Source organism: Pseudomonas sp. CFBP 5748 (assembly GCF_053850495.1).
Genome location: NZ_JBSPTN010000006.1, coordinates 1 through 23,050, shown reverse-complemented (window position 1 = coordinate 23,050; position 23,050 = coordinate 1). Strand labels below are relative to the sequence as shown.

The 23,050-nt window shown below is 62.2% G+C and carries 18 protein-coding genes; 13 read left to right on the top strand and 5 right to left on the bottom strand.

Annotated features, from left to right (window positions below):
• Positions 1-6 precede the first annotated feature (6 nt).
• The 7 genes from ACWNZ1_RS15075 to ACWNZ1_RS15045 all read left to right on the top strand — a co-directional run bounded on the left by ACWNZ1_RS15075 (position 7) and on the right by ACWNZ1_RS15045 (position 7,873).
• Positions 7-1,131 carry a mannuronate-specific alginate lyase gene (locus ACWNZ1_RS15075; RefSeq protein WP_135848064.1) on the top strand — a complete coding sequence of 375 codons (1,125 nt, stop codon included), beginning with the start codon at positions 7-9 and terminating at the stop codon, positions 1,129-1,131.
• Positions 1,132-1,351: 220 nt separating this feature from the next.
• Positions 1,352-2,917 (top strand): MBOAT family O-acyltransferase, encoded by a 1,566-nt coding sequence (locus ACWNZ1_RS15070; protein WP_135847066.1) that lies wholly within the window; start codon positions 1,352-1,354, stop codon positions 2,915-2,917.
• Between the two features lie 11 nt (positions 2,918-2,928).
• Positions 2,929-4,104, top strand: coding sequence for an alginate O-acetyltransferase (locus tag ACWNZ1_RS15065; protein ID WP_256453714.1), 1,176 nt, complete (start codon positions 2,929-2,931; stop codon positions 4,102-4,104).
• A 14-nt stretch (positions 4,105-4,118) separates the two neighbouring features.
• Positions 4,119-4,784 (top strand): alginate O-acetyltransferase AlgF, encoded by a 666-nt coding sequence (locus tag ACWNZ1_RS15060; RefSeq protein WP_135847068.1) that lies wholly within the window; start codon positions 4,119-4,121, stop codon positions 4,782-4,784.
• Between the two features lie 151 nt (positions 4,785-4,935).
• Complete coding sequence (locus ACWNZ1_RS15055; protein ID WP_135847069.1) at positions 4,936-6,387, top strand: mannose-1-phosphate guanylyltransferase/mannose-6-phosphate isomerase; 1,452 nt, start codon at positions 4,936-4,938, stop codon at positions 6,385-6,387.
• 162 nt (positions 6,388-6,549) lie between these two features.
• Positions 6,550-7,014, top strand: coding sequence for a multidrug transporter (locus tag ACWNZ1_RS15050; protein ID WP_456027733.1), 465 nt, complete (start codon positions 6,550-6,552; stop codon positions 7,012-7,014).
• 34 nt (positions 7,015-7,048) lie between these two features.
• Positions 7,049-7,873 (top strand): SDR family oxidoreductase, encoded by an 825-nt coding sequence (locus ACWNZ1_RS15045; RefSeq protein ID WP_135847071.1) that lies wholly within the window; start codon positions 7,049-7,051, stop codon positions 7,871-7,873.
• A gap of 108 nt (positions 7,874-7,981) precedes the next feature.
• Here ACWNZ1_RS15045 and ACWNZ1_RS15040 read toward each other — a convergent pair whose 3' ends face one another.
• Genes ACWNZ1_RS15040 through ACWNZ1_RS15025 form a run of 4 tightly spaced genes read right to left on the bottom strand, consistent with a single transcriptional unit; the run spans position 7,982 to position 12,730 of the window.
• A complete protein-coding gene (locus tag ACWNZ1_RS15040; RefSeq protein WP_265072370.1) occupies positions 7,982-8,845 on the bottom strand; it encodes an efflux RND transporter periplasmic adaptor subunit in 864 nt (287 codons plus the stop codon).
• A gap of 10 nt (positions 8,846-8,855) precedes the next feature.
• Positions 8,856-9,056, bottom strand: coding sequence for a DUF1656 domain-containing protein (locus ACWNZ1_RS15035; RefSeq protein WP_265072371.1), 201 nt, complete (start codon positions 9,054-9,056; stop codon positions 8,856-8,858).
• Positions 9,046-11,250, bottom strand: a complete 2,205-nt coding sequence (locus tag ACWNZ1_RS15030) for an FUSC family protein (protein WP_135847073.1) — start codon at positions 11,248-11,250, stop codon at positions 9,046-9,048. The genes ACWNZ1_RS15035 and ACWNZ1_RS15030 overlap by 11 nt, the downstream gene beginning before the upstream one ends.
• A 7-nt stretch (positions 11,251-11,257) precedes the next feature.
• Entirely contained in the window at positions 11,258-12,730 is a 1,473-nt protein-coding gene (locus ACWNZ1_RS15025; protein ID WP_265072372.1) for an efflux transporter outer membrane subunit, read from the bottom strand.
• Positions 12,731-12,989: 259 nt separating this feature from the next.
• On the opposite strand from ACWNZ1_RS15025, the gene ACWNZ1_RS15020 reads away from it, so the two are divergent.
• The gene (locus ACWNZ1_RS15020; RefSeq protein WP_135847075.1) at positions 12,990-13,958 is read left to right on the top strand and encodes a LysR family transcriptional regulator; all 969 of its coding nucleotides are present in this window, start codon (positions 12,990-12,992) and stop codon (positions 13,956-13,958) included.
• Between the two features lie 28 nt (positions 13,959-13,986).
• On the opposite strand, the gene ACWNZ1_RS15015 is transcribed toward ACWNZ1_RS15020, so the two are convergent.
• Entirely contained in the window at positions 13,987-14,244 is a 258-nt protein-coding gene (locus tag ACWNZ1_RS15015) for a hypothetical protein (protein ID WP_135847076.1), read from the bottom strand.
• 237 nt (positions 14,245-14,481) lie between these two features.
• Here ACWNZ1_RS15015 and ACWNZ1_RS15010 point away from each other — a divergent pair, with 237 nt between their 5' ends.
• From ACWNZ1_RS15010 to ACWNZ1_RS14990, 5 genes are all read left to right on the top strand, one after another.
• The gene (locus ACWNZ1_RS15010) at positions 14,482-15,639 is read left to right on the top strand and encodes an efflux RND transporter periplasmic adaptor subunit (RefSeq protein WP_256453718.1); all 1,158 of its coding nucleotides are present in this window, start codon (positions 14,482-14,484) and stop codon (positions 15,637-15,639) included.
• Complete coding sequence (locus tag ACWNZ1_RS15005) at positions 15,636-18,737, top strand: multidrug efflux RND transporter permease subunit (RefSeq protein WP_256453719.1); 3,102 nt, start codon at positions 15,636-15,638, stop codon at positions 18,735-18,737. Before ACWNZ1_RS15010 ends, ACWNZ1_RS15005 begins: the two co-directional genes overlap by 4 nt.
• Positions 18,738-18,746: 9 nt before the next feature.
• Complete coding sequence (locus tag ACWNZ1_RS15000; protein WP_135847079.1) at positions 18,747-19,421, top strand: heavy metal response regulator transcription factor; 675 nt, start codon at positions 18,747-18,749, stop codon at positions 19,419-19,421.
• On the top strand, positions 19,414-20,775 hold the full coding sequence (locus ACWNZ1_RS14995; RefSeq protein ID WP_406550148.1) for a heavy metal sensor histidine kinase: 1,362 nt from the start codon (positions 19,414-19,416) through the stop codon (positions 20,773-20,775). Before ACWNZ1_RS15000 ends, ACWNZ1_RS14995 begins: the two co-directional genes overlap by 8 nt.
• A 229-nt stretch (positions 20,776-21,004) precedes the next feature.
• Complete coding sequence (locus ACWNZ1_RS14990; RefSeq protein ID WP_135847081.1) at positions 21,005-22,501, top strand: sensor domain-containing diguanylate cyclase; 1,497 nt, start codon at positions 21,005-21,007, stop codon at positions 22,499-22,501.
• Positions 22,502-23,050: the final 549 nt, after the last annotated feature.

The window sequence follows — 23,050 nt, the reverse complement described above, 5'->3', positions numbered from 1 at the left end:
AGAACCATGCGCACCCGAACGTTGAAAACGCTGCTGGCGCCGTCCCTGCTGACCCTGGCGATATTCGCCGGGGCCACGCAGGCGGCAGCCCCGCTGCGCCCGCCACAGGGTTACTTCGCACCGATCGAAAAGGTCAAGACGGGCGACGCGGCCCAAGGCTGCGACGCGACACCAACACCCTATACCGGCTCCTTGCAGTTTCGCAGCAAGTACGAAGGCTCCGACAAGGCCCGTGCAACCTTGAACGTGCAATCGGAAAAAGCCTTCCGTGACAGCACCGCCGACATCACCAAGATCGAGCGCGGCGTCAGCAAGCAAGTGATGCAATTCATGCGTGACGGTCGCCCCGAGCAACTGGAATGCACCCTGAACTGGCTGACTGCCTGGGCCAAGGCCGACGCCTTGATGTCCAAGGACTTCAACCACACCGGCAAGTCCATGCGCAAATGGGCCTTGGGCAGCATGGCTTCGGCCTATGTGCGCCTGAAGTTCTCCGAGTCCCGCCCACTGGCCAATCACCAGGAACAGGCACAACTGATCGAAGGCTGGTTCAGCCGGATGGCCGATCAGGTGGTCAGCGACTGGGACAACCTGCCACTGGACAAGACCAACAACCATTCCTACTGGGCCGCCTGGTCGGTGATGGCCACCTCTGTGGCGACCAACCGTCGCGACCTGTTCGACTGGGCCGTCAAGGAATACAAGGTCGGTGTCAATCAAGTCGACGCCGAGGGCTTCCTGCCCAACGAGCTCAAGCGCAAGCAACGGGCCCTGTCCTACCACAACTATGCCCTGCCGCCGCTGGCGATGATCGCCAGTTTCGCCCAGGTCAACGGCGTGGACCTGCGCCAGGAAAACAACGGTGCCCTCAAGCGACTGGGTGACCGGGTGCTGGCCGGGGTGAAAGATCCGGACATCTTCGAAGAGAAGAACGGCGACGAACAGGAAATGAAGGATCTGAAGATCGATTCGAAATTCGCCTGGCTCGAACCGTTCTGCAGCCTCTACACCTGCCCCGCGGATGTGCTGGAGCGCAAGCATGAAATGCAACCGTTCAAGACTTTCCGCCTCGGTGGGGACTTGACCAAGGTGTATGACCCTTCGTGGGAAAAAGGTGAAAAAGGAAGCTGATGCCGTATCCCCTGCCTGGCAGGGAACCTTGTGGGAGCGGGCTTGCTCGCGAATTCGGTCTGTCATCCAGCAATGATGTCGACTGATACACCGCCTTCGCGAGCAAGCCCGCTCCCACAGGGCAGTGTCAGACATGAACTGTGTTACGCCCCCCGGTTTTCATGGGGGGGTTTGGGGGGGCTCTGGCCCTTGACTGTTGATTCAACATGGAGAGATCGGGATGGTATTTTCATCCAACGTGTTCCTGTTTCTGTTCTTGCCGATCTTTCTCGGCTTGTACTACTTGAGCGGGCAACGCTATCGCAACCTGCTGCTGCTGCTCGCCAGCTATGTGTTCTATGCCTGGTGGCGGGTGGATTTCCTGGCACTGTTCGCCGGCGTAACCCTGTGGAACTACTGGATCGGCCTGAAGGTCGGCGCCGCTGGCGTGCGCACCAAACCGGCCCAACGCTGGCTGTTGCTCGGCGTGGGCGTGGACCTGTGCATCCTGGGCTACTTCAAGTACGCCAACTTCGGCGTGGACAGCCTCAACGCGATCATCACCGGCTTCGGTTTGAATCCGTTCATCCTGACCCACGTGCTGTTGCCGATCGGGATCTCGTTCTACATCTTCGAGTCCATCAGCTACATCATCGACGTCTATCGCGGTGACACCCCGGCGACCCGCAACCTGATCGACTTCGCAGCGTTCGTGGCCATTTTCCCGCACCTGATCGCCGGCCCCGTGTTGCGTTTCCGCGACCTGGCCGATCAGTTCAACAACCGCACCCACACCCTGGACAAGTTCTCCGAAGGCTGCACGCGCTTCATGCAGGGCTTCATCAAGAAAGTGTTCATCGCCGATACCCTCGCCGTGGTGGCCGACCATTGCTTCGCCTTGCAGAACCCGACCACGGGCGACGCCTGGCTCGGCGCCCTGGCCTACACCGCACAGCTGTATTTCGACTTCTCCGGCTACAGCGACATGGCCATCGGCCTGGGCCTGATGATGGGTTTCCGTTTCATGGAAAACTTCAAGCAGCCCTACATCAGCCAGTCGATCACCGAGTTCTGGCGGCGCTGGCACATCAGCCTGTCCACCTGGCTGCGTGACTACCTCTACATCACCTTGGGCGGTAACCGCAAAGGCACGCTGATGACCTACCGCAACCTGTTCCTGACCATGCTGCTCGGTGGTCTGTGGCACGGTGCGAACATCACCTACGTGATCTGGGGTGCCTGGCACGGTATGTGGCTGGCCATCGAAAAAGCCGTGGGCATCAACACCACGCCACGCAGCATCAACCCGATCCGCTGGGCGCTGACGTTCCTGCTGGTGGTCATGGGCTGGGTGATTTTCCGCGCAGAGAACCTGCACGTGGCCGGTCGCATGTACGGCGCCATGTTCAGCTTCGGCGACTGGTCGCTGTCGGAACTGACCCGCGCCAATCTCACTGGCCTGCAAATCGCTACGTTGGCGGTGGCCTACATCACCCTCGCCTTCTTCGGCCTGCGGGACTTCTACACCAATCGTCCGCCGGTCAAGACCAAGCCTGAAGTGAGCACCGAGGCTGATGGTCCGGCCACTGCACAACCGGGTCTGATCAAAGCCGTGCCGGGTGAAAATCCGACGAATATCCATGAACCTGGCTACACCGTTGGCGTCGAAGCCCAGGTGCAACCGGCCTACTGGACCGCGGACTGGTCACGCTACGCGATGCGCGCCCTGGTGCTGCTGTTGTTCATCGCCTCGATTCTCAAACTCTCGGCGCAAAGCTTCTCGCCGTTCCTTTACTTCCAGTTCTGAGGGATCTGAACATGACCCGCTCATTACGCATCTTTTACATCGCACTGTTCATGCTGATCCTGACAGCACTGGGCATGTGGTCGATGCGCAGCTTCTTCGGCTTCAGCACCAACCCCGACGCGACCGTGCTTAACGGTCGCTGGGCCAAGGCCGTGGAAACTCACTACGACGAAGAGTTCCCGATCAAGCGCCTGGGTACCAACATCTGGGCGGCGCTGGACTACAAGCTGTTCAACGAAGGCCGCAAAGGCGTGGTCCTGGGCCGCGACCAGTGGCTGTACAGCGACGAGGAGTTCAACCCGATCGTCAATGAAGAGTTGAACCTGCAAGGCAACTACGCGCTGGTCGAAGGCGTACGCCAGAAGCTCAAGGAACAAGGCATCACCCTGGTGATGGCGATCCTGCCGGCCAAGGCGCGCCTGTATCCAGAACACATGGGTGAAGTGAAGCCGTCCAGCATTCACACCAACCTCTACCAGGACTTCCACGCTCGCGTGGCGGCAGACAAGATCATCGCCCCTGACCTGCTCGGCCCGCTGCAACAGGCCAAACAGAACGGCCAGCAAGTGTTCCTGCGCACCGACACCCACTGGACCCCGGAAGGCGCGCAAGTGGCCGCCGAGAACCTGGCCAAAGCCATTGCCGAGAAGACGCCGCTCAACGGTGAGCCGCAGCGTTTTATCACCACGCCTGCAGAAAAAATCACCCACAAGGGCGACCTGCGCCAGTTCCTGCCGCTGGACCCATTGTTCGAAAACCTGATGCCTGCCCAGGAGCCACTGGTCAAGCGCAACACCCGCGAAGCCGACGATCAGCCGGCCAGCGATGACGCGTTGTTTGCCGACGCCCAGGTGCCTGTGGCCCTGATCGGCACCAGCTACAGCGCCAACCCCAACTGGAACTTCGTCGGTGCACTCAAGCAAGCCCTGCACAGCGACGTCGTGAACTACGCCGAAGACGGCCATGGCCCGATTCTGCCGATGCTCAGCTACCTCAAGAGCGACGCCTTCAAGAACAGCCCGCCACAGGTGCTGATCTGGGAGTTTCCTGAACGTTATCTGCCCGTGAACAACGAAATCGGCGACGCCGACCCGCAGTGGGTCGCAGAGCTCAAACAAGCCGGCGCACGTCAACAAAACGTAGCCGCCAACACCCAATCCGAGACGCCCGACCGGGCGCAAAACTGAAAGAGAGGTCCACCATGACTTTCAACACTACTCCTCGCCGTCTCGCTGCTCGCTCCTTCAAGGCCATTGCCCTCGTCGCCAGCATGAGCGCCCTTTCCCTGTCGGCCTTTGCAGGTGATTCGGCCCTGTACGGCCCAGTCGCGCCAAAAGGCTCGAGCTTCGTACGTGTCTACAACGCCAGCAACGCCGAAGTCAGCGCCACCGTTGGCAGCACCAACTTGAGCGACGTGGCTCCGCTGGCCAGCAGTGACTTCAGCTTCATGCCTGGCGGTGACTACAGCGCCAAGGTCGGCAGCCAGACCGTTCCGGTTAAACTGGCCCCCGATCACTATTACACCCTGGTCAACAACGCCAGCGGCCAGCCTCAGTTGATCGAAGAACCACCGTTCAAGAACAAGCAGAAATCCCTGGTCCGTGTGCAGAACCTCACTGACAAGGCACTGACCCTCAAGACCGCCGATGGCAAGACCGAAGTGGTGCCGAACGTAGCGGCCAAAGGTCGTGGCGAGCGTGAAATCAACCCAGTGAAGGTGACCCTGGCGCTGTTCGAAGGCGACAAGAAAGTCGGCGACCTCAAGCCAGTGGCCCTGGAACGCGGCGAAGCGGCCGTGCTGTACGTCACAGGCAGTGGCAGCAGCCTGTCGCCAGTATGGGTGAAACGCCCGGCGTCGACCCGCTGATGAATTCGCCTGATTGACGTTGTCCCCCTGTGGGAGCGGGCCTGCTCCCACCCTGAATCGGGGTGTCATTCGGGCACGGAACAATAACAAGAGAGTGAAACGACAGAACGCAGTAGCTCTAAAACCATTTCGATTTGTAGGAGTAACAAACATGATTCCGGTGATCTTGTCAGGTGGTAGCGGCTCACGTCTTTGGCCGCTTTCGCGCAAGCAATTCCCTAAACAGTTCCTGGCCCTGACCGGCGAACACACCCTGTTCCAGCAGACCCTCGAGCGCCTGGTGTTCGAAGGCATGGACACGCCGATCGTGGTCTGCAACAAAGACCACCGGTTCATCGTCAACGAGCAACTGAGCAATCGCAAACTGGAAGTCCAGCGCATCCTGATGGAACCGTTCGGGCGCAACACCGCGCCGGCCGTGGCGCTGACCGCGATGATGCTGGTCAATGAAGGTCGCGACGAGCTGATGCTGGTGCTGCCGGCCGACCACGTGATCGAAGACCAGAAAGCCCTGCAACGCGCCCTGGCCCTGGCCACCGTGGCCGCCGAGCGTGGCGAAATGGTGCTGTTCGGCGTACCGGCCACCAAACCGGAAACCGGCTACGGCTACATCAAGTCGACCAACGATGCGCTGCTGCCTGAAGGTGTGAGCCGCGTCTCGCACTTCGTTGAAAAACCCGACGTCAAGCGCGCCACCGAGTTCGTCAACGCCGGCGGTTACTTCTGGAACAGCGGCATGTTCCTGTTCCGCGCCAGCCGTTTCCTCGAAGAGCTGAAAAAGCACGACCCGGATATCTACGACACCTGCCTGCTGACCCTGGAGCGCAGTGAGCAGACCGCAGACACCATCACCTTCGACGAAGCCACCTTCGCCTGCTGCCCGGACAACTCCATCGACTACGCCGTGATGGAAAAAACCCAACGCGCCTGCGTAGTGCCGCTGTCGGCTGGCTGGAGCGATGTCGGCTGCTGGGCGTCGCTGTGGGAAGTCAATGAAAAAGACAGTAACGGCAACGTCACCAAAGGCGACGTGGTCATCCAGGACAGCCGCAACTGCATGATCCACGGCAACGGCAAACTGGTGTCGGTGATCGGCCTGGAAAACATCGTGGTGGTCGAAACCAAGGACGCCATGATGATCGCCCACAAGGACAAGGTCCAAGGCGTGAAGCAGATGGTCAACACCCTCAACGCACAGGGCCGTACCGAGACCCAGAACCACTGCGAAGTCTATCGTCCATGGGGTTCCTATGATTCGGTGGACATGGGCGGTCGCTTCCAGGTCAAGCACATCTCGGTCAAGCCGGGCGCGTGCCTGTCACTGCAGATGCACCACCACCGCGCCGAACACTGGATCGTGGTCAGCGGCACCGCCGAAGTGACCTGCGACGAGAACGTGTTCCTGCTCTGCGAAAACCAGTCGACCTACATCCCGATCGCATCGGTTCACCGTCTGCGCAACCCGGGCAAGATCCCGCTGGAAATCATCGAAGTGCAGTCCGGCAGCTACCTGGGCGAAGACGACATCGAGCGCTTCGAGGACATCTACGGTCGTTCCACCCCGGTTGAGCGCGGCGTGTCGGTGAAAACCATCGCGCAGTAACGATCAGCCACACGAGAAGCCCCCATCCAGCCCACTGCGTCCCCTATCTGCAGTGGGTTGGGTGGGGGCTTTTTTTTGAGACGCGCCATGGACGAACATCATCGCTTCAACATTGCCGGTTCCCTTAGGTAGGATGTGCCTACGGTATCGGAGACTTCAACCATGCTTATCGGCGTCTTGCTGGTCATCACCTGGCTCATCCTGTTGTTGCGCTATCCAGCCAAGGCGCTGCCGGTGTCCCTGGCGGCGTTCATCGGGCTTGGCCTGGTGGCCGCGTGGGTGCTCTGGCAGGAAAACCGTAAAACCCGACAGGTGGAGCGCCTGGAACTGCGCATCACGTACGCCCCCGAACACTGCCCCGCCGATCGTCCACTGCTGCTGAACATGAACAACGGCAACGACGTGCCGCTGACCGAACTGCATTGGCGGATCGCCGCTTACGCGCCCGGCGATACCATCAACCTGGCCGACACCCCCTACACCGCGCCCCGCTACCGGGGTCCGGGCGAACTGCAAGCCGGCGCCAGTTGGCAGGACTGCCTGCCCCTGCCGCCGCTGCGCCCTGGCTATCGCCCGCAAACCCTGGAGTTTCGCGCCGAGCGATTGCAAGGTAGCTTCTCCAACTGATTGCCCTCCTCCCTTTTTGCACAAGGAATGCGCCATGCCCGTCGCGTTGATTACCGGATGTTCCAGCGGCATCGGCCGCGCCCTCGCCGACGCCTTCAAGGCCGCTGGCTACCAGGTCTGGGCCAGTGCGCGCAAAGTTGAGGACGTGGCAGTGCTCAGCGCTGCCGGGTTCACGGCGGTGCAATTGGACGTGAATGACGGCCAGGCCCTGGAGCAGTTGAGCGAGCGAATCAACCAGCAACACGGTGGCCTCGATGTGCTGATCAACAATGCCGGCTACGGCGCCATGGGGCCGCTGCTGGACGGCGGCGTACCGGCCATGCAGCGCCAGTTCGAGACCAACGTATTCGCCCTCGTCGGCGTAACCCGTGCACTGTTTCCGGTGCTGCGCCGGACCAAAGGCCTGGTGGTGAACATCGGCAGCGTTTCCGGTGTGCTGGTCACCCCGTTTGCCGGCGCCTATTGCGCCTCGAAGGCAGCGGTGCACGCCCTGAGTGATGCGCTGCGCATGGAACTGGCGCCGTTCGGCATCCGCGTGATGGAAGTCCAACCCGGCGCCATTGCCTCCAGCTTCGCCAAGAATGCCGGCCATGAAGCCGAACAGCTGATCAGCGAACAATCACCCTGGTGGCCCCTGCGCGACGGCATCCGCGCCCGGGCCAAGGCCTCCCAGGACAAACCAACCCCCGCCAGCGAATTCGCCACTGGCCTGCTCAAGGCCGTACAACAACCCAAACCACCGCGCCTGCTGCGCCTGGGCAATGGCAGCCGGGCCTTGCCGTTGATGGCCGGATTGCTGCCCAAGGGCTTGCTGGAGAAAGGGTTGATGAAGCGGTTTGGCTTGGGTGGGTCACTTTGATGGCTATGCAGCGATGCGATTGTCGCGGCCACCTCGAAAACTGTGGGAGCGGGCTTGCTCGCGAAGGCGTCGGCACAGTCAACATCAATACTGAAATAACCAGCGATCTCAGCGCTCGCCCTGGGGCTCGACCACCACTGTGCAGGTCATCCCCGCCGCCAGCAGCACACCCTGCGGCACTTCATCAAGATGAATCCGCACCGGCACCCGCTGGGCCAGGCGCACCCAGTTGAAGGTCGGGTTGACGTCGGCGATCAGCTCGCGACTTTCGGGGTTGTCGCGGTCGTAGATGCCGCGGGAGATGCTCTCCACATGCCCCTTGAGCATTTCCCCGCTCATGAGCTGCAACTGCGCCGCATCGCCGATCCGCACCTTGGGCAACTTGGTCTCTTCGAAGAAGCCATAGACCCAGAACGAATTCATGTCCACCACGGCCATTTTCGCCTCGCCGATGCGCGCATAGTCGCCACGGTGCACGTTGAGGTTAGTGACGTAGCCGTCCACCGCCGCGCGGACTTCGGTGCGCGCAAGGTTCAGCTCGGCCGCCTCCAGTTGCGCCTGGGCGTTCTGGTAATCGGCCAGGGCCGAGTCGGCGATGTTGCTGGCGTCGTCGCGGTTTTCCCGGGAGATCACCAGGCTGTCCAGGTCGGCGCGGCGATGGGCGTTGACCTTGCGCATTTCCCAGGTGGCCTTGCGCGACGCCACCAGGGCGCGCGCCTGTTTGACCGCGATGCGGTAATGCTCGGGGTCGATGCGCAGCAGCAGGTCGCCCTTTCTTACGGTTTGGTTGTCGCGCACCGGCACCTCGACCACCTCGCCACTGACATCGGCAGCGACGTTGATGATGTCGGCCCGCACCCGGCCATCGCGGGTCCAGGGGGTGTTCATGTAATGCACCCACAGCGCACGGCCGATCCACAACGCCAAGGCCAGCACCAACAACGTCGCCAGCAGGCTGAAAAACTTTTTCATCGCATCGATCTCAATGGTAGACCGTCAGCGCCAACGCGCCGAACAGGCAGGTAAACAGACTCAGGCGCAGCAACGCCGGGTGCCAGAAGAAGCGGTACAGGTCCAGCCCCGACAGGAAGCGATCCAACGCCCAGGCCAGGGCCGCGGCGATGAAGAACATCAAGGTCATGGTGGGCATGTACACGCCATGGAAGGCGATCTCACGGGGCATGTTCAGGTTCCTGGGACAGCGCTGTGGCATGCGGTATGGCATAGCCGGCCAACGGCGATTGCGGGTCCAGCAGCGAAGTGCGGATGAAATGCAGGTAGCTTTTCACCCGGCGCAGGGCTGAGGTGTCGAAATGCGGGGCGAAGGGTTCGTCGGTGGCCTGAACGCGGCTGATGGCGTGATCCACCGCCACCAACGCGCGCTCCAGATTGCTCTGGCTCGGCAGGCGGAACAGCCGCACCAGCGCCCGCCCCATCACACGGATCGCCTGGCGCCACGGCTGGCTTTCGGCATAAGCCGGATGCACGGGCAAAATCGCCTGCTCCTTGCGCAACTCGATAATCGCGTGGCCGACCTCCAGCACCACGAACATCCAACGCAGCAATCCCCGTTGCACCTGGGGCTGCCCCGCCGCCAGCCCGTAGGCTTGGTGCAGCAAGTCGCGGGTGCCACTTTCAAAGCTCGACGCCAGGCCCTTGAGCTTGCCGCTGATGGCAAACACCACTTGTTCGCGCAAATCCTGCTCCAGCCGGCGCCACAACCAGCGGCTATTGGGCGGCAGGATGATCGCCCCGGCGGCGGCGCACACCAGCATGCCGAGGATCATCGCGAAGTAGTCGTTGATGAAGGCGTAGGGGTTGTAGACCGTCAGGTTGTCCGGTACCGAGCCGGTGCTGAAAAAGATCAGCAGCCCCAACCCGACCCCGGCGTATTGCGGTCGCGAACTGAGGAACGAGCCGAGCATGATGACTGGCGCGAGCATCACACAGAGCAGAGGAAAACCGTCGATCAGCGGGAAGATGAAAAACATCTCGACGAAGCCAATCAACGCCCCGAACAACGTGCCGCAGGCCATCTGGAATGCCATGCGCTTGGGGTTCGGCGTCGCGGCAGACAGGCCCACCGTGGCCGCGGCGATCATGGTCATGGTCGCGCCGCTTGGCCAGGCCGTGGCGACCCAATAACTGCCCAGTACCAACAGGATGAAGGCGGCGCGCAACCCCGAAGCCGCCGCAGCCAACCCATTGGTCTGCGGCACGAACGGTTCGTCCCAACGCTCGCGTTCGTGCCGATGGTCGGCCAGGGACGCGTGCGTCAAGGCATAGCCGTGCAAGTCGTCGACGAAGCGATAAAGCAATTCGTAGGCGGTGTGGAAGTCCAGTTGCGCCCCATCACTGGGCGCCGATTCCTGGAACAACGCCCGCAGTCGCCGCACCTGGGCCGGCAACTCAGCCTTGTAGTCGGCCAGCGCCGCCGCCAGACGCGCCCCATCGGCGTCGGTCAGGGCCCGTGCGCTGAAACCGTCGAGCAATTCAGCCAACGTTTGCAACCCGGGTTTGATGGCGTTCACCACATCATCGGCCGCACTGCTGCGCAAGCGCTCCAGCAACTGATGCAAGGCATTGAAACGGGTGGTGATGCCCATGAACTCGCTGTTCAAGCGACTGAGCCGACCATTGCGCCGACGCATATGCGGGTCTTCGAACACGGTGACGCTGCGCAGGCTTTCCAGGCCCACCGCTTCGGCAATGAAGCCCACGTTGCGCGCCTCGAAGGTCTCCCGTTTGCTGCGCCCGCGCAAGCCATCCGTGACGAACAGGGCAAACACCCCAAAGCGCTGGTACAAGGCGTTGCGCATGGCGGCGCTGGCGGTTTGCGGCAGGATCGCGGCGCTGACCAGAGTGGCGCAGACAATCCCCAAGGAAATTTCCAACACCCGCCAGACCGCCGCCATGAACGCCCCTTCCGGATGAGCCAGGGCCGGTAGGCCGATCATCGCCGCGGTGTAGCCGGCCAATACGAAACCATAGGCGCGGAAGTTGCGATAACGCGCGGCACCGGCCGAACAGATGCCGACCCAAATGGCCAGGCAGCCGAGAAACAGTTCGGTGTTCTGGGCGAACAGAGCGATCAACGCCACCATCACCGCCGAGCCCGCCAGGGTGCCGAGGAAACGATAGAAACTCTTGGCGAACACCTGGCCGCTCTGGGGCTGCATGACGATGAACACGGTGATCATCGCCGTACGCGGTTGCGGCAGTTCCAGACGCATCGCCAGCCACAGCGTGAGGAACGCGGCGAACAGGACTTTGAAGATGTAGACCCAGGTCACCCCATCGCTGCGGGCCCAGTCGAAGAAACCACGGCGCCATTCGAGGCGGTACAGCCAGCGTACGGGGGCGAGTAAAGACGTCACAATAGACCTACTTAGCCTGGCTCAAGTCAGGGGTGTCGTTGCCGGCTTCCAGCCCACCGCCCAACGCCGTCACCAGGTCGCCATGGGCCATCAGGCGCGCTGCTTCTACCTGCTGCCGCACCTGTTGCTGCTTGAACAACAGGCTCTGGGCGTTGAGCACGTTGAGGTAGTCCGTCAACCCGCGCTGGAACGCCACCAGCGCAATGTCGTAAGTGCGCTGGGCGGCCGCCACCGACTCGGCGGCAAAGGCTTGTTGCTTGTCCATCGATTCACGACGGATCAACTGATCGGAAATGCTCTTGAGCGCGTTCACCAGGGTCCGGTTGTAGTGGGCAACGGCGATGTCATAACCGGCGGCCGCCTCGCCCAACTGTGAGCGCAGGCGCCCGCCGTCGAAGATCGGCAGCGAGATGGCCGGGCCGACGTTATAGGTGAGTTTTTTGCCGGTCAAAAACTCCAGCGCCCCACCGCCAGTGGCCATGTAGCCGACACTCGCCACCAGGTCGACGTTGGGATAAAAGCCGGCGCGGGCCACCTCGATGCCCCGCGCCTGGGCCGCCACTTGCCAACGCCCGGCCACCACATCCGGGCGCTGGCCCAGCAGTTCGGCGGGTAATGCCGACGGCAGCTTCAAAGGCGCGCCGAGGGCCAGGGTTGGACGTTGCAACCGCGCGCCCTCTCCTGGCCCCTTGCCCGCCAATGCCGCCAATTGATTGCGGCTCAAGGCAATGGCTTCATCGAGGGCGTCGAGTTGGCGATGGGTCTCAGGCAACGGCGCCTGGGCCTGGCTGACTTCGAAATGGGTACCGATGCCACCGTCCAGGCGTTTTTGCGCCAGGTCGAGAATCTGCTCTTGCTGGTGGAGCGTGGCGACAGCGATATCGCGCTGGGCGTAATGCAACGAAAACTGGATATAGGCGCGCACGATGTTGCTCTGCAGTTCCAGTTGCGCCTGCCGCGCCTCAGCGACACTGGCATGGGCCAGGTCAACCGCCCGCTCACTGGCATTACGCTCGCGGCCCCATAGGTCCAGGGCGTAGCTCAAGCCCAGGCCAGCGTTGTTGTCCCAGGTGGTGGTGTCGGCGAGTTCGCCAGGGCCATAGAACTGATCGGTGGGCCAGTTGTGACGCTTGAAGGTCGCCTGGCCATTGATCTGCAGCGACTCGGCGGCCTCGGCCACACCGGCCATGGCCTTGGCCTGACGCACCCGTGCCACCGCCATGGCCAGGCTCGGGCTATCGTGCACGGCCAGGTCGATCCAGCGATTCAACTGCGGGTCGCCATAGGCGCTCCACCATTGGCGGGTAGGCCAGTGGGCGTCGCGGGCGGCCTCGCGGATGGTCGCATCGGTAGCCAATTGGTTGGCCGGTAATACCTGGCTTTGCGGCCCAATCCCTCCTGTCCCGATGCAACCACTGATGGTGAATGTCAGAACCCAAACACTGAGAGTCTTCAGCTCTCTGCTGATGCAACGCGGCACTTGCGCAAAATTCCTGAGAGGGGGGCATGACGACGAGGATGGCTGCCTGTTAACGCAAAACTTGTGGGAGCGAGCTCGCTCCCACAGGTGCCCGCCAAGGCCCGCTCCTGCTTTGGCGGCAATTCTAGGCATCGCCCTCCCCGGCGATAAGCCGACCTTTCTGTGAATCTTTGTTACCGTTAACGCGATAATCCATTAGTCGGGTCCCGTAGCGCTGTAACTTCATGTCACAATTTGCCACCGCCCAAGAGAGCCCTCCATGGACACCTTGCAAAACATGCGCGCATTCAGCTGCGTTGCCGAAGCCGGTAGTTTCACTGCCGCCGCCGCGCAACTGGACACCACGACAGCCAACGTCTCGCGCGCGGTTTCCAACCTGGAAGCCCATCTGCAAACGCGCCTGCTCAACCGCACCACCCGTCGTATTGCCCTGACCGAGGCGGGTAAACGCTACTTGCTGCGTTGCGAGCAGATCCTGGCGTATGTCGAGGAAGCCGAAGCCGAAGCCAGTGATGCCCATGCACGCCCCGCCGGGCAGTTGAAGGTCCACACCATGACCGGCATCGGCCAGCATTTCGTGATCGATGCCATCGCCCGTTACCGCAAGACCCATCCGGACGTGACCTTCGACCTGACCCTGGCCAACCGGGTGCCGGACATTCTTGACGAGGGCTACGACGTCTCCATCGTGCTCGCCAGCGAGTTGCCGGATTCGGGCTTCGTCTCCCAGCGCCTTGGCATCACCTACAGCATCGTCTGCGCATCGCCGGCCTACGTGAAAGCCAGCGGCTGCCCGCAAAAACCCGGCGACTTGCTCAACCACGCCTGCCTGCGCCTGGTCAGCCCGGTCATTCCGTTGGAGAAATGGGTGTTCGACGGCCCGGAAGGCCAGGAAATGGTCACCATCAACAGCTCACCGTTCCTGGTGAATTCCGCCGATGCGATGAAAACCGCGATCACCAGCGGCATGGGTGTGGGGGTATTGCCGGTGTACGCCGCCATCGAAGGCCTGCGCAACGGCACCCTGGTGCGGGTGATGCCCAACTACCGTTCCCAGGAACTGAACCTCTATGCCATCTACCCTTCGCGCCAATACCTGGATGCGAAAATCAAGACGTGGGTCGAATACCTGCGAGGCTCGTTGCCAGAAATCCTCGCGGCGCACCAGGCCGAGCTGACGGCTTATGAATTGAGTGGAAGCCTGGCGGGCGCACGGGCAGCGAACTGAAGTCGCCCCCGCACTCCGAGGATGATGCTCAGCGCTTGCCCATCGAGCGACGCGTGCCGGGAGGCGCGGCGCCCGGGGTCTTGGTATGGCCGTTCTTCGCACCGTTCTTGTACCACGGCTGTTGCCCGGCACCTTTGGCCGCAGCCAGTTCACCGGGCTTGAACGGGAATTTGAAGGCAGGGATCGCCGCTTGGGCGTTCTCGTCGCTGGAAACATCGCTGTCAGGCAGGTCGGCCTGTTCGCCGCTCGGGCGTTCGTCCGCGGGCGAAGGTGTTGGGGAAGTCATGTAAAGCTCCGGGTAATGCGTGCAAGTCGGGCCCGGAGAACGAGCCGCGAAAGGCGCCAGTATACCTGCCCGATACCGGGGCGCGCAGGGCAGATTCGACCAGCGTCATCACTCGTCTTACAGGAAGTCGGGACCAAACTGACAAGCCTGTCAGTTAGGCGTCACCTTCCTGACCGTCTCGCAACGCTATATAAGAAAGATAGATATCCTTCCGTCCTGAACCGGCTCTTCGCATCCATGCACATCCAGAAAAAAACTGTCCTGCTCGTTGCGCTGTTGGTCGCCCTGGGGGCGCTTGTCCTCTGGTATGTCATGAAGCCTGTCACCGCCAAACCCGGTGTGCCTACTGCCGTTCCGGTACGGGTCGTCAGCGTGGTGCAAAAGGACGTGCCCCGTTTTGCCAGCGGCATCGGCACGGTGCTGTCACTGCACAGCGTGGTGATCCGCCCGCAGATCGACGGCATCCTCACCAAGCTGCTGGTCAAGGAAGGGCAACGGGTCAAGAAGGGTGACCTGCTGGCAACCATCGATGATCGCTCCATCCGCGCCAGCCTCGACCAGGCCCGCGCCCAGCTCGGCGAGAGCCAGGCGCAACTGGCGGTGGCCCAGGTCAATCTCAAGCGCTACAAATTGCTCAGTGTCGACGACGGTGTCTCGAAACAGACCTACGACCAGCAACAGGCGCTGGTCAATCAGCTCAAGGCCACGGCCCAGGGCAATCAGGCGGCCATCGATTCAGCCCAGGTGCAATTGTCCTACACCCAGATCCGTTCCCCGGTGAGCGGTCGCGTCGGTATTCGCAACGTGGATGAAGGTAACTTCCTGCGCACCAGCGACACCGAAGGTCTGTTCACCGTGACCCAGATCGATCCGATCGCGGTGGAGTTCTCCCTGCCCCAGCAAATGCTGCCCACCTTGCAACGGTTGATCGCCGCGCCCGAGCAAGCCTTGGTCAAGGCCTACATCGGCGCCGATGGCACTGCCGGGGAACTGCTCGGCGAGGGACGGCTGAGCCTCATCGACAACCAGATCAACGCCAACACCGGCACCCTGCGGGCCAAGGCTGAATTCAACAACACCGCGCAACGGCTCTGGCCAGGACAGCTGGTAACACTGAAGATCCAGACCGCCCTCGAAAAAGACGCCCTGGTGGTTCCTCCCACCGTGGTCCAACGGGGCCTTGAGCAGCACTTCGTCTACCGGATCAAGGGTGACAAGGTCGAGAGCGTGCCGGTAGTGATGGTTTACCAGGACAGCGACATGCACATCATCAAAGGCGTGAACGCCGGCGACCAACTGGTGAGCGACGGCCAGTCACGGCTCAAGCCGGGCGCCAGTATCCAGGTGCTCAGTGATCCGCCGGCCGTGGCCAAGTCTTCGGAGCTTCAGCCGTGAAGGGCCGTGGTTCGGTTTCGGCGTGGTGCATCGATCACCCCATCGCCACGGTGTTGCTGACGTTTGCCCTGGTACTCCTGGGTTTTATCGCTTTTCCCAAACTTCCGGTCGCGCCATTGCCGGAGGCGGAATTCCCGACGATCCAGGTCAACGCCCAGCTCCCCGGTGCCAGCCCCGAGACCATGGCTTCGTCGGTGGCAACCCCACTGGAGGTGCAATTCAGCGCTATCCCCGGCATCACCCAGATGACCTCCAGCAGCGCCTTGGGCTCGACCAACCTGACCCTGCAGTTCAGCCTTGATAAAAGCATCGATACCGCAGCCCAGGAAGTCCAGGCAGCCATCAACACCGCCGCAGGCAAACTGCCCAACGACATGCCGAACCTGCCCACCTGGCGCAAGGTCAACCCGGCCGATAGCCCGGTGCTGATCCTCAGCATCAGCTCCACCCTGATGCCTGGCACCGAACTGAGCGACTACGTCGAAACCCTGCTGGCCCGTCAGATCAGTCAGATCGATGGTGTAGGACAAATCTACATCACCGGCCAACAACGTCCGGCGATCCGCGTCCAGGCCTCGGCTGACCGGCTCGCCGCCATCGGCCTGACCCTGGCGGACATCCGCGTGGCGCTCCAGCAGGCCAGCCTTAACCTGGCCAAGGGTGCCCTGTACGGCGAGTCGAGTGTTTCCACCCTGTCCACCAACGACCAGTTGTTCCAGCCCGAGGAATACGGTGAGTTGATCGTGTCCTACAAGGACGGGGCACCGGTGCACCTCAAGGACATCGCCAAGGTGGTCAACGGTTCGGAAAACGCCTACGTCCAGGCCTGGTCCGACAACGAACCGGGGGTCAACCTGGTGATTTTCCGGCAACCGGGGGCGAACATCGTCGAGACCGTCGACCGCATCCAGGCCGCCTTGCCCACCCTGCAAGCCATGCTGCCCGCCACCGTGCAGGTCAAGGTGCTGATCGACCGCACCCAGACCATCCGCGCCTCGCTGCATGAAGTGGAAATCACCTTGCTGATCGCGGTGCTGCTGGTGGTGGCGGTGATGGCGCTGTTCCTGCGCCAGCTCTCGGCAACCCTGATCGTCTCGGCGGTGCTGGGAGTATCGCTGACCGCCAGTTTCGCCCTGATGTACGTGATGGGCTTCAGCCTGAACAACCTGACCCTGGTGGCCATCGTCATCTCGGTGGGGTTCGTGGTGGACGACGCGATTGTGGTGGTGGAAAACATCCATCGGCACCTGGAGGCCGGCGAAGGCATGCGCGAAGCGGCGATCAAGGGCGCCAGCGAAATCGGCTTCACGGTGGTTTCCATCAGCTTCTCGCTGATCGCCGCGTTCATTCCACTGCTCTTCATGGGCGGCGTGGTCGGACGGCTGTTCAAGGAGTTTGCCCTGACCGCCACCTCGACCATCCTGATTTCGGTGGTGGTGTCCCTGACCCTGGCGCCGACCCTGGCGGCGTTGTTCATGCGCGCCCCGGTGCATCATGCCCACAGCAAGACCGGCTTCGGCGAGCGCCTGCTGGGCGGGTACGAGCGGGGCCTGCGTCGGGCCCTGGCCCATCAGAAGCTGATGCTCGGCGTGTTCGCCCTGACCCTGGCGCTGGCGGTGGTGGGCTACGTGTTCATCCCCAAGGGCTTCTTTCCGGTACAGGATACCGGCCTGGTGCTGGGCACCAGCGAAGCCGCCGCTGATGTGTCGTTCCCGGACATGGTGGCCAAGCACAAGGCCCTGGCCGAAATCGTTGCCGCCGACCCGGCGGTGCAGACCTTTTCCCATTCCGTCGGCGTCTCGGGCAACAACCAGACCATCGCCAACGGCCGCTTCTGGATCGCCCTCAAGCCTCGGGGCGAGCGGGACGTCTCGGCCAGCGGGTTCATCGACCGGATCCGCCCCAAACTGCTGAAAATCCCCGGTGTGGTGCTGTACCTCAGGGCCGGGCAGGACATCAACCTCAGCTCCGGCCCCAGCCGCGCCCAGTATCAATATGTACTCAAGAGCAACGACGGGCCGAGCCTCAACGCCTGGACACAAAAACTCACCGACAAGTTGCGCGGCAACCCGGCGTTCCGCGACATTTCCAACGACCTGCAACTGGGCGGCAGCATCACCCACATCAACATCGACCGCAGTGCGGCGGCGCGCTTCGGCCTCACCGCCAGCGACGTCGACCAGGCCCTGTACGACGCCTTCGGGCAGCGGCAGATCAACGAATTCCAGACCGAGACCAACCAGTACAACGTGATTCTGGAGCTCGACACCGCACAACGCGGCAAGGCCGAAAGCCTGGCTTATTTCTACCTTCGTTCGCCCCTGAGCGGGGAAATGGTACCGCTCTCGGCCTTGGCCCGCTTCGATGCGCCAAGCAATGGTCCGTTGTCCATCGCCCACGACGGCATGTTCCCGGCCGCCAACCTGTCGTTCAACCTGGCGCCCGGCGTGGCCCTGGGGGACGCGGTACTCATGCTTGAGCAGGCGAAGAACGAGATCGGCATGCCGGCCGCCATCACCGGCAACTTCCAAGGCGCCGCCCAGGCATTCCAGAGTTCCCTGGCCAGCCAGCCGTGGCTGATCCTCGCCGCACTGGTGGCGGTGTACATCATCCTCGGCGTGCTCTACGAGAGTTTCGTACACCCGCTGACAATCATCTCCACCTTGCCTTCGGCCGGCCTCGGCGCACTGATCATGCTTTGGCTGCTGGGCCAGGACTTTTCGATCATGGCGTTGATCGGGCTGGTCCTGCTGATCGGGATCGTCAAGAAGAATGGCATCCTGATGATCGACTTCGCCCTCGACGCCCAGCGCAACGGCGGAATGACGCCCCAGGAGGCGATTTTCCAGGCGTGCCTGACCCGCTTCCGGCCGATCATGATGACCACCCTGGCCGCCCTGCTCGGCGCCCTGCCGCTGATGCTCGGCCATGGCCCTGGCGCGGAGCTGCGCCAGCCCCTGGGCATCGCGGTGGTGGGCGGCCTGCTGGTGAGCCAGGCGCTGACGCTGTTCACCACACCGGTCATATACTTGTGGCTCGAACGACTGTTCCATCGGCCTGGACCCGCTCCGACGGCGGCTCTGGCGAGCACAGACTGAGGCGGGACCATGCGCGTTCTGATTATCGAAGACGAAGAAAAAACCGCGGACTATCTGCACCGCGGCCTGACCGAACAGGGCTACACCGTGGACGTGGCGCCGGACGGTATCGAGGGGCTGCACCTGGCCCTGGAAACCGACTACGCCGTGATCGTGCTCGACGTGATGCTGCCGGGCCTGGACGGCTTCGGCGTGCTGCGGGCCTTGCGCGCCCGCAAGCAGACACCAGTCATCATGCTCACCGCCCGAGAACGGGTGGAAGACCGTATCAAGGGCTTGCGCGACGGTGCCGACGATTACCTGGGCAAACCCTTCTCTTTCCTTGAACTGGTGGCCCGCCTGCAAGCCCTGACCCGTCGCAGCGGCGGCCATGAACCGGTGCAGGTGAGCATCGCCGACCTGTGGATCGACCTGATCAGCCGCAAGGCCACGCGCGCGGGCCAACGCCTGGACCTGACGGCCAAGGAGTTCTCCCTGCTCAGCGTCCTCGCTCGCCGCCAGGGCGAAATCCTCTCGAAAACCGCCATCGCCGAAATGGTCTGGGACATCAACTTCGACAGTGACGCCAATGTGGTGGAAGTGGCGATCAAACGCCTGCGGGCCAAGCTTGATGGGCCGTTTGAACAGAAGTTGCTGCACACGATTCGCGGGATGGGCTACGTGCTGGAGAGCAGAAGTGAGTAACAGCCTCGCGCTACGCCTGAGCGGCATGTTCACGCTGGTGGCGGCGCTGGTGTTCCTGTTGATCGGCGGGGCCTTGTACCAGCAGGTCGCCAAGGGCCTGGGCCTGTTGCCCGAGGCCGAACTCGACGCGCGCTACAGCGTGCTCGAGTCGACGGTGGGCCGTTACGGTACGTCCGAGCACTGGGTGAAGATCAACAACAAACTGCGATTGCTGGGCGAGGAAGACAAGCGCATCCACTTCTGGATCGTCAGCGGCGATCCGCACTTTGAATATGGCGACCCCGACCCGCAGATTCGTGCCTTTGCCGAAGGACCGCTGGGCAAACACGACCTCAAGTTACCCCATCGGCCATACCCGATGAAGGTGCTGGTGAGCCAGTTCCCGGCCAAGGACCAGCGCCCACCGCTACGTTTCATGATCGGCATTGACACCGAGACGTTCTACCAGACCCAGCATCGTCTGTTGGTGGCGCTGGTGAGCCTGGCGATTGTCGGTGTACTGCTGGCCTCTTTGCTGGGCTACTGGGTCGCACGCATCGGCCTCAAACCCTTGATCAAACTCTCCGCTGAGGCCCGGCGCCTGACCCCGCCCCGCCTGTCCGGGCGCCTGCGATTGTCGCCCTTGCCGCCGGAGCTTAGTCAGTTCGTCAGCTCCTTCAACGCCACCCTCGACCGGGTCGAACAGGCGTATTCACGGCTGGAGTCGTTCAATGCCGATGTCGCCCATGAACTGCGCTCGCCCCTGACCAACCTGATCGGCCAGACCCAGGTGGCATTGACCCGCGGGCGCTCGGCCGAACATTACTTCGAAGTGCTGCAATCAAACCTCGAGGAGTTGGAGCGGCTGCGCTCGATCATCAACGACATGCTGTTCCTGGCCAGCGCAGACCAGGGCAGCAAGGCCACCAAGCTGACCAGCGCCTCCCTGGCCGGCGAAGTGGCGACCACTCTCGAATACCTGGACTTCATTCTGGAAGACGCCCAGGTCCAGGTGCGGGTCAGCGGTGACGCCCAGGCCAACATCGAGATCGCCCACCTGCGTCGGGCACTGATCAACCTGCTAAGCAACGCGGTGCAGCACACCGCGCCCGGGCAAGTCATCGACGTGCGCATCGAAACCCTTGGCGAGCAGATCAGCCTCGGTGTCACCAACCCTGGCGAGCCGATTGCCGGTGAACACCTGCCGCGCCTGTTCGAACGCTTCTATCGAGTCGATGCCTCCCGCAGCAACAGCGGCGCCAACCACGGGTTGGGGCTGGCCATCGTCAAGGCGATTGCACTGATGCACGGCGGGGATGTGTTCGTGCGCAGTGACCGAGGCGTGAATACCTTCGGGATCCGCTTGCCAGCCTGACGCTCCCCGATGCTTAACGCCAGGCGATTGAATGCTGGGCGAAAGCCAAATGAAGCAAAATAAAAAGATCGCCGCCCTCAACAGCTCATACGCGTTATTGCGCGAACACTGATTGCCCGCTCTCACCGATCCAAGCACAATCAGCAAAAGGCCAGCATCTGGTGCATTGCCGGTTATGCAACCCTTTGGGACGGATCCCCGCCACATGACAAATGCAGAAATCGGAACCATGAGCGCGAGCAGTGCGACCCCCGGCAACACCCCATTTTCGATACGTTCGGAACGGGTACTCGTACTGGCCAGTTCGTTGGTGGTCATTGCCATCCTGAGCATCGTGACCTTTCTGCTGATCCGCGAACACGCCGCCGCCCAACAGGCCGCGACACGCGCAGCGACCAATATCGTGCAACTGATTGATGCCGACGTGCTGCGCAACGTGGAGCTCTACGATCTGTCGCTACAAGGCCTGGTCGCCGCCGCCCAACGCGACGACCTGAAGGACGTTTCGCCGACAATTCGCCACCTCGCCCTCTTCGACCGCGCCACCGCCGCCCCCTATAAAGGCGACATCCTGCTGCTCGACAAGCACGGTGATGTGGTCGCCGATTCCGCCTCGATTGAGCCTCGAAAGGGTAACTACGCCGACCGGGAGTATTTCAAGTCCCATGTCCAGGACCCGAGCCCGGGCATGATGATCAGCCGCCCGTTTCGGTCAAGGAGTCACGCGCAGGACTGGCGCATCAGTTTCAGCTATCGCTTGAGCGATGAACGGGGTGAGTTCATGGGTGTGGCCGAGGCGGCGATGCGTCTGAACTACTTCAATCAGTTGTTCAAGAGTCTGAACATCGGTCATGGCGGTACAGTCAATCTGGTCAGCCGAGACGGTATTCTATTGGCGCAAGAACCGCCCTTGGCCGAAGACCTGACAGGCAAGGATTTCAGTAACCGGCCGAATTTCGTGCGCATCCTGCGCGAAGGCAACGGTAGCTTCACCAGCGTGTCCGGTCAGGACCAGAAGCCGCGCCTGTACACCTTTTCCCAGGTGGGCGACTTGCCGTTGATTGTCGTGGTCGCGCTCTCGGCCCAGGACGTTTTTGCTTCATGGCAACGTACGGCGCTACTGGTCAGCGGCGCTACCGGCGCGCTGTGCATCGGCTTGCTCTGGCTCACTTGGCTGCTGCGCCGCGAACTGAGGCGCCGCCACGCCGCTGAGCGGGAACTGGCCCAAAGGGCGGCCGTCGACTCGTTGACAGGCCTGGCCAACCGCCGGACTTTGGACGAAAAGCTGCAACAGGAATGGCTACGGGCCCAGCGCTCAGGCCAGCCGCTGTCGGTCATGATGATTGATGCCGACCACTTCAAGGCGTTCAACGATCGTCATGGCCACCAAGGCGGTGACGAGGCCTTGCGAACCCTGGCGCAGTTGATCAGCAGGCACGTTCGCCGACCAGCCGACCTGGCAGCGCGCTACGGCGGTGAGGAGTTCTCGGTGGTACTGCCGGAAACCACCACCGCCGGAGCCTTTACCATGGCCCAGAACATTCGCGAAGCAGTGGAGCAATTGCCACCCGCTCTCGACGGTGATGATCCCATGACGGTCAGCATCGGCATCGCCACTTGGGCCCAAGGGCCGTATGGCGAACTCGAACAACTCATGTTTGCCGCTGACAAGGCGCTGTACCAGGCTAAGGCCAGTGGGCGTAATCGCGTGGTTTGTGCGATGTAATGCCCCCTCCCTGTGGCTATTCGACCGATTTGGGTAGGTGTGTACACCCATTGCTGCAGTAACGGCCACTGGCGGTCCAACATCACCGCAAACTGACCCGCCGCTTTCGCGAGCAAGCCCGCTCCCACAATTGAATTGAGTACACCCGCAAGAACCAGGCCGGCTGTCAGGCCGCCTCGCGAGCAAGCTTTGCTCCCACAGGTCCAACCCAAACAGCTCTGATTGGTGTACACCGCCCGCAAGAGCCAGGCCGGCTATCAGGCCGCCTCGCGAGCAAGCTTTGCTCCCACAGGTCCAGCCCAAACAGCTCTAATTGGTGTACACCGCCCGCAAGAGCCAGGTCGGCTGTAAGGCCGCCTCACGAGCAAGCTTTGCTCCCATAGGTCCGGCCCAAACAGCTCTGATTGGTGTACACCGCCCGCAAGAGCCAGGCCGGCTGTCAGGCCGCCTCGCGGCGGACGTTGATCTCGGCGCCCCGTTAACCACGATGGCCGAACGCAGGTATTGCGCAGTGGGCATCCCGGCATGGATGCCGGGATAGCCGCGCTG